This is a genomic window from Devosia sp., assembly GCF_040509215.1.
In the GTDB taxonomy this organism is placed as follows: domain Bacteria; phylum Pseudomonadota; class Alphaproteobacteria; order Rhizobiales; family Devosiaceae; genus Devosia.
The window spans coordinates 1-5,085 of sequence record NZ_JBEVLL010000271.1 but is presented as its reverse complement, the minus strand read 5'-3'; the positions used below and the strand labels follow the sequence as shown (position 1 = coordinate 5,085).

At 62.2% G+C, this 5,085-nt stretch carries 8 protein-coding genes; 6 read left to right on the top strand and 2 right to left on the bottom strand.

Going from position 1 to position 5,085, the window contains the following annotated elements; genetic code table 11:
* Positions 1-30: 30 nt before the first annotated feature.
* Complete coding sequence (locus ABW043_RS15475) at positions 31-519, bottom strand: SRPBCC family protein (protein WP_353922096.1); 489 nt, start codon at positions 517-519, stop codon at positions 31-33.
* A 51-nt stretch (positions 520-570) separates the two neighbouring features.
* Here ABW043_RS15475 and ABW043_RS15470 point away from each other — a divergent pair, with 51 nt between their 5' ends.
* The 5 genes from ABW043_RS15470 (at position 571) to ABW043_RS15450 (ending at position 3,767) form a co-directional block, all read left to right on the top strand.
* Positions 571-900, top strand: a complete 330-nt coding sequence (locus ABW043_RS15470) for an ArsR/SmtB family transcription factor (RefSeq protein ID WP_353922095.1) — start codon at positions 571-573, stop codon at positions 898-900.
* A gap of 78 nt (positions 901-978) precedes the next feature.
* Entirely contained in the window at positions 979-1,797 is an 819-nt protein-coding gene (locus ABW043_RS15465) for a bifunctional allantoicase/(S)-ureidoglycine aminohydrolase (RefSeq protein ID WP_353922094.1), read from the top strand.
* 2 nt (positions 1,798-1,799) lie between these two features.
* Entirely contained in the window at positions 1,800-2,309 is a 510-nt protein-coding gene (locus ABW043_RS15460; protein WP_353922093.1) for an ureidoglycolate lyase, read from the top strand.
* Between the two features lie 70 nt (positions 2,310-2,379).
* Positions 2,380-3,138 carry an META domain-containing protein gene (locus tag ABW043_RS15455; protein WP_353922092.1) on the top strand — a complete coding sequence of 253 codons (759 nt, stop codon included), beginning with the start codon at positions 2,380-2,382 and terminating at the stop codon, positions 3,136-3,138.
* 65 nt (positions 3,139-3,203) lie between these two features.
* Positions 3,204-3,767: a nucleoside deaminase gene (locus ABW043_RS15450; protein ID WP_353922097.1), complete on the top strand. Its 564-nt coding sequence runs from the start codon at positions 3,204-3,206 to the stop codon at positions 3,765-3,767.
* A 123-nt stretch (positions 3,768-3,890) separates the two neighbouring features.
* Here the strand turns inward: ABW043_RS15450 and ABW043_RS15445 are convergent, their stop codons facing one another.
* Positions 3,891-4,037 (bottom strand): hypothetical protein, encoded by a 147-nt coding sequence (locus ABW043_RS15445; RefSeq protein ID WP_353922091.1) that lies wholly within the window; start codon positions 4,035-4,037, stop codon positions 3,891-3,893.
* A 222-nt stretch (positions 4,038-4,259) separates the two neighbouring features.
* Between ABW043_RS15445 and otsB the strand changes: the two genes are divergently transcribed.
* Positions 4,260-5,045 carry a trehalose-phosphatase gene (gene otsB / locus ABW043_RS15440; RefSeq protein WP_353922090.1) on the top strand — a complete coding sequence of 262 codons (786 nt, stop codon included), beginning with the start codon at positions 4,260-4,262 and terminating at the stop codon, positions 5,043-5,045.
* The last annotated feature ends 40 nt before the right edge of the window (positions 5,046-5,085 follow it).

Genomic DNA, 5,085 nt, shown 5'->3' with positions numbered 1-5,085 from the left:
CCAATTCACATATAGACCAGACACTTACCTCTACTTGTAGAATCCATCTCGCAAGTTGATCCCGTGCTCGACATACACCTTCATCGCGCAAAGCATGCCCGTCCAACCCTCGCAATTGCCATATGACGCCTTCTGCGCCGCGGCATTGTCGCGCCAGCCACCCTCGTGGATTGTCACCAGCGTCCGCCCGTCTTCGAGACCCGCAAAGGTCATCGTCACGGTAGTTTCGTAATTGCCCGCCTCGTCATTCCCGTCTGCCGCCCCCCAGCGCAGCACAATCTTTTCGTCCTTAACCACCTCGACGACATGAACGGGAAACGCGCCAGGAAAATCGTGAAAGTCCCAGGTTACCGTGGCGCCCGTCTCCAGCCGCCCCTTCGCCCCACCCGTCGTGAAATAGCCAGACAATTCCTTCGGGTCGGCCACCGCCTCGAACACCTCATGCACCGGCTTGCTGATCCGCCCCGACACCGAAAATTCCGGGCTCGGTCGTGGCCCTTTGCTGACGACTGCACGCATTTTTCACTCCTCTAGCTTGACCCTCAAAAACATATGTTATAAAAATATAACATGTCAATCGACGACGCAGACGACCTGATTTTCAAAGCCTTGAGCCACCGCATCCGGCGGCGCATGCTCGATGCGCTCAAGGCTGGCCCAGTCACGACTGGTACGCTCTGCGCCGGCTTTCCCGAACTCGACCGCTGCACCGTCATGCAGCATCTCGGCGTCCTTGAAGAAGCTGGCCTTGTCGTTGCCGAACGCCGCGGTCGCGAACGCTGGAACCACCTCGACGCCCTGCCGGTCCACGCCATTCACGAGCGCTGGATCGGTCCCTACGCCGCCTACGCGACCAGCATGCTCAGCCGCCTCAAGCAGGAAATGGAACTCAGCGAATAAATCCTGCCGTCAGGCCTTGGCCTTCCCGGCCACATGGTTCTAGTCTCAAGCGGAATCGTCCTGACCGAACTTGAGCCCATGGCAACGACTTACGCATCCCCCATCGCCGGCCTGCCCGCGCAGATGGCACTCCACACCGGCCGCGCCACCTTCAACGAGGCCTACGCCCTCATCCCCAACGGCGTCATGCGCGACATCGTTACCTCCTACCTGCCCCATTGGCGCGACACGCGAGCCTGGATCATCGCCCGCCCCCTCTCGGGTTTTGCCGAGACCTTTTCGCAGTACATCGTCGAAGTCTTTGCCGGCGGCGGCAGCGAACGTCCGGAACAGAACCCCGAGGCCGAAGGCGTCATCTTCGTCGTCGCCGGTCAGATCAACCTCACCATCGCCGGCGAGCCGCATATCCTGAAGGAAGGTGGCTACGCCTTCCTGCCTCCCGGCACGCATTGGAGCATCGTCAACCGCACGACGTCGCCCGCCCGCTTCCATTGGGTGCGCAAGCGCTACGAAGTGGTCGAGGGTATCGACATCCCGCCCGCCTTCGTTACCAACGAACAGAACGAACCCATCCGCTGGATGCCCGGCACCAAAGACACGTGGGGCACGACACGCTTCGTCGAACCGACCGATCTCCGCCACGACATGCACGTCAATATCGTCACGCTCGAGCCCGGTGCGGTCATTCCCTTCGAGGAAACCCACGTCATGGAGCACGGCCTCTATGTGCTCGAGGGCAAGGCGGTCTACCGGCTCAATCGTGATTGGGTCGAGGTCGAACCCGGCGACTTCATGTGGCTCCGCGCCTTCTGCCCCCAGGCCTGCTATGCCGGGCCCGAGCGCTTCCGCTACCTGCTCTACAAGGACGTCAACCGCCACGCGAAGCTGCCGTTCTGACCATGAGCGACCGCACGATCTACATCGAGCCGCTGACCCCCGACGCCTTCGCCCCTTTCGGCCAGGTGATCCAGACCTCAGGCGCGCATCACTATCCCATCAATGCCGGCAAGACCGAGCGTTTCCACGATCTTGCCAAGGTAGAGCTGGGCGGCGTTCACGCCCGCCCGCTCATCTCCATCTTCCGCGGCCAGCCCTATGCCCTGCCGCTCAGTCTGACCCTCCTCGAACGCCACCCCCTCGGCAGCCAGGCCTTCTATCCGCTAGGCGAGGCCCACTGGCTGGTGATCGTTGCCGAGGACCATGGCGGCACGCCCGCCAACATCCGCGCTTTCCTCCCCGGCCCCGGCCAAGGCGTCAATATCGCCATGAACACCTGGCATGGAGTTCTCACGACGCTCGACAGGGAAACCGACTTCATGGTCGTGGACCGCGGCGGGGACGGCAACAATCTCGAAGAATTCCCCTTCGACCCGCCCTTCCTCGTCACCCATCGCGAACGAGGTGCTTAACCGCTTCGTCGGCTTTGCCTCGCCAGTCGTCCCGGGCTGGTTTACGCTCAAGACAACAGGGAGGACTGCCATGCTGAACCGGTTCCTGACACTCATGCTCTCGCTATTTCTGTTTGTCAGCGCTGCCAGCGCTGATGATCTCACGCTGACGGGCGATGTCTTTTATCGAGAGCGCATGGCCCTGCCGCCCGGCGCAAGCCTGCATGTCGCACTCGTGGCCCTGCCCGACAGCCAACCCGTTGTCGGGGCCAGCGCTTCCATTCCTGCCGGTGGCCAGGTGCCGCTGCAATTCTCCCTCGCTATCCGCAGCGACGTGGCAAAATCGGGGGCAACCTTCGGCCTCGTCGCCGAAATCCGCGTTGGCGGAGCTGCCATGTGGCGCAACGACGTGGCGATCCCGGTCGATCTGACGGCGCCCGCTCCGGTCTCGATCCTCGTCACCCGCACCCATACCGTCCCATCTCTGCCGGACCCCGAGCCCCAAGTGGACCAGAAGCTCATCAACACGACCTGGACCGTCACCAGCATCGGCGGCAGCCCCACCCTCGGCATGCAGCCGCTGACCCTTGCCATCGCCGCCGATCTCCGCGTCGATGGTCACGCTGGCTGCAACAGCTTTTTCACGCAGGCGACAATGGATGGGACAAAGCTGCAATTCGCCCATCCCGCTTCAACGCGCATGGCCTGCGAGCCAGCCGTCATGGCGCAGGAAAGCGCCTTCTTCGCCGCCCTCGTCGCCGTGAACGGTTACGACATATCCGACGACACAATGCGCCTCCTCGATGCGGCCGACGTGCCGCTGATCGGCCTCGTGCGCACCAAGGAGTAGCCGATTTGGAAACTGCCGACTTCATTTCGCGCCTGCTCGACGTCATCGAGCATGACGTGGTCCCCATGACGGCGCGCGGTGTCGCTGAAGGCAACAAGCTCTTCGGCGCTGCCATCCTGCGGAAGTCGGATCTGTCGGTGGTTGTGGCCGAAACCAATAACGAGACGGAAAACCCGCTCTGGCATGGCGAAATGCACGCCATCAAACGCTTCTTCGAACTCCCCAAGGACCAACGCCCGGCAACCAAGGATTGCGTCTTCCTGACCTCGCACGAGCCTTGCTCGCTCTGCCTCTCCGGCATCACCTGGTCAGGCTTTGATAATTTCTATTATCTCTTCACTTACGAAGACAGCCGCGACAGCTTTGGCATCCCGTACGACATCCAGATCCTGCAGGCCGTCTATGCCGTGCCCGATCCCGATCGCGCCGCCGTCGCGCCGGAGCGCCCGCTCTACAATCGCAGCAATGCCTTCTTCAAAAGCCGCGGCCTCCAGGAAATGGTAGCCGGCCTCGATCGCGGCCATCGCGAAAACCTGCTTGCCCGACTCGACGACATCACCGCCGCCTATGCCGATCTCTCCGCCGTCTATCAGCGTGACAAGGGCAACAAGGGCATCCCGCTCGCCTGAAACTTGCGCAGCGATTTCAGCGGCCGGCGTGTGACGCCAGCCACCATCTCCCTCGCTTTCGGGATCGGCAACACCACGCGCCACAGGCTCAGGTTGAGCCTGTCGCGATCTGAAAGCGCTGCCTTATTCATGAATGCCCGCCTGCGCAGAAGCCTCGTCTACCGGCATTTCGGCAAAGGATGCCGCAAGCGTGATGAAGCTCAAAGCGGCGACGAACAGCGCCGATAGCAGGACTTGGGACTGAGCGGGTTTAGAAAGGAGCGGACGCATTTGATGTTGTTTTCCCTCAACTTTTCGTCCACGCGTTTCACGCAGGACGCATTGTAGCAACGTTGGAACAAGCGATATCGCTCCACGGCTGAATGGGTCACGAATGCGTGATTAATGTTTCGTTCATATTCCCGCCGCGTGCATGGCAGGCATGTGGCGCGAACCTTTTCCGTTCCCCGACGTTCCTTTGCATGAGCCCCGAAGTGCCACGCGAGGAATCCAATGAACGAGACCCTTCTCAAGAACGGCGCTGAGGTCCCAGCGCTTGCCCTGTTCACCGACTTTGACGGCACTCTGGTGGAGATTGCCGAAACCCCTGACTCGATCGAGGTCCCCAATGATCTCGCCGAGCAGATAAACCGCATCACCCGCGAATTCGACAACGCTTTCGCCGTCATCACCGGCCGCGAAATTTCCGATATCGACCGCTTCCTGGCGCCCTTGCACCTGCCGATTGCCGGCGCCCATGGCTCCCAACGCCGCCGCGCCGACGGCTCGATGGAAGAAGTCGACGAAGACCTGATCGTGGGCGCCGAAGAAATCGCCCGCGCCATCGAGCCTCTCGCCATGGCGCATCCCGAACTCCTGATCGAGCCCAAGCCCGGCACCGTGGCCCTCCACTATCGCCAGGCACCCGAACTGGCCGACGCCTGCCTCCGAGCCCTTGAAGAAGTGCTCACCGACCACCCGCAATATTCGGTGGTTGAGGGCAAGATGGTCTACGAGGCCCGCCCGATCGGCTTCGACAAGGGCGCTGCCCTGCGCGCCTTCATGCAGGAAGAACCCTTCATCGGCCGCACGCCCATTTTCATCGGTGACGACGTCACTGACGAAGACGCCTTCCGCGCCGCCCAGGAACTCGGCGGCGTCGGTATCAAGATTGGCCCCGGAGACACCGCCGCCCGCCTGCGCATCGCCGATGTCACCTCGGTCCGCGCGCTGATCGGCGGCCTTGGCAACCTCGTGCACCGCGAAGAGCCGGTGTTGACCGAGACCACGGCGAACTGACCTTCGCCTGACCGCACCATAGACACGATCTCGGCCCGGG

Excerpts from the sequence above, each read along its gene's own strand:
- ABW043_RS15460 (WP_353922093.1), top strand. The coding sequence starts at position 1,800 with ATGAGCGACCGCACGATCTACATCGAGCCGCTGACCCCCGACGCCTTC.
- ABW043_RS15470 (WP_353922095.1), top strand. The coding sequence starts at position 571 with ATGTCAATCGACGACGCAGACGACCTGATTTTCAAAGCCTTGAGCCAC.
- ABW043_RS15445 (WP_353922091.1), bottom strand. The coding sequence starts at position 4,037 with ATGCGTCCGCTCCTTTCTAAACCCGCTCAGTCCCAAGTCCTGCTATCG.
- ABW043_RS15465 (WP_353922094.1), top strand. The coding sequence starts at position 979 with ATGGCAACGACTTACGCATCCCCCATCGCCGGCCTGCCCGCGCAGATG.
- ABW043_RS15475 (WP_353922096.1), bottom strand. The coding sequence starts at position 519 with ATGCGTGCAGTCGTCAGCAAAGGGCCACGACCGAGCCCGGAATTTTCG.
- otsB (WP_353922090.1), top strand. The coding sequence starts at position 4,260 with ATGAACGAGACCCTTCTCAAGAACGGCGCTGAGGTCCCAGCGCTTGCC.
- ABW043_RS15450 (WP_353922097.1), top strand. The coding sequence starts at position 3,204 with ATGACGGCGCGCGGTGTCGCTGAAGGCAACAAGCTCTTCGGCGCTGCC.
- ABW043_RS15455 (WP_353922092.1), top strand. The coding sequence starts at position 2,380 with ATGCTGAACCGGTTCCTGACACTCATGCTCTCGCTATTTCTGTTTGTC.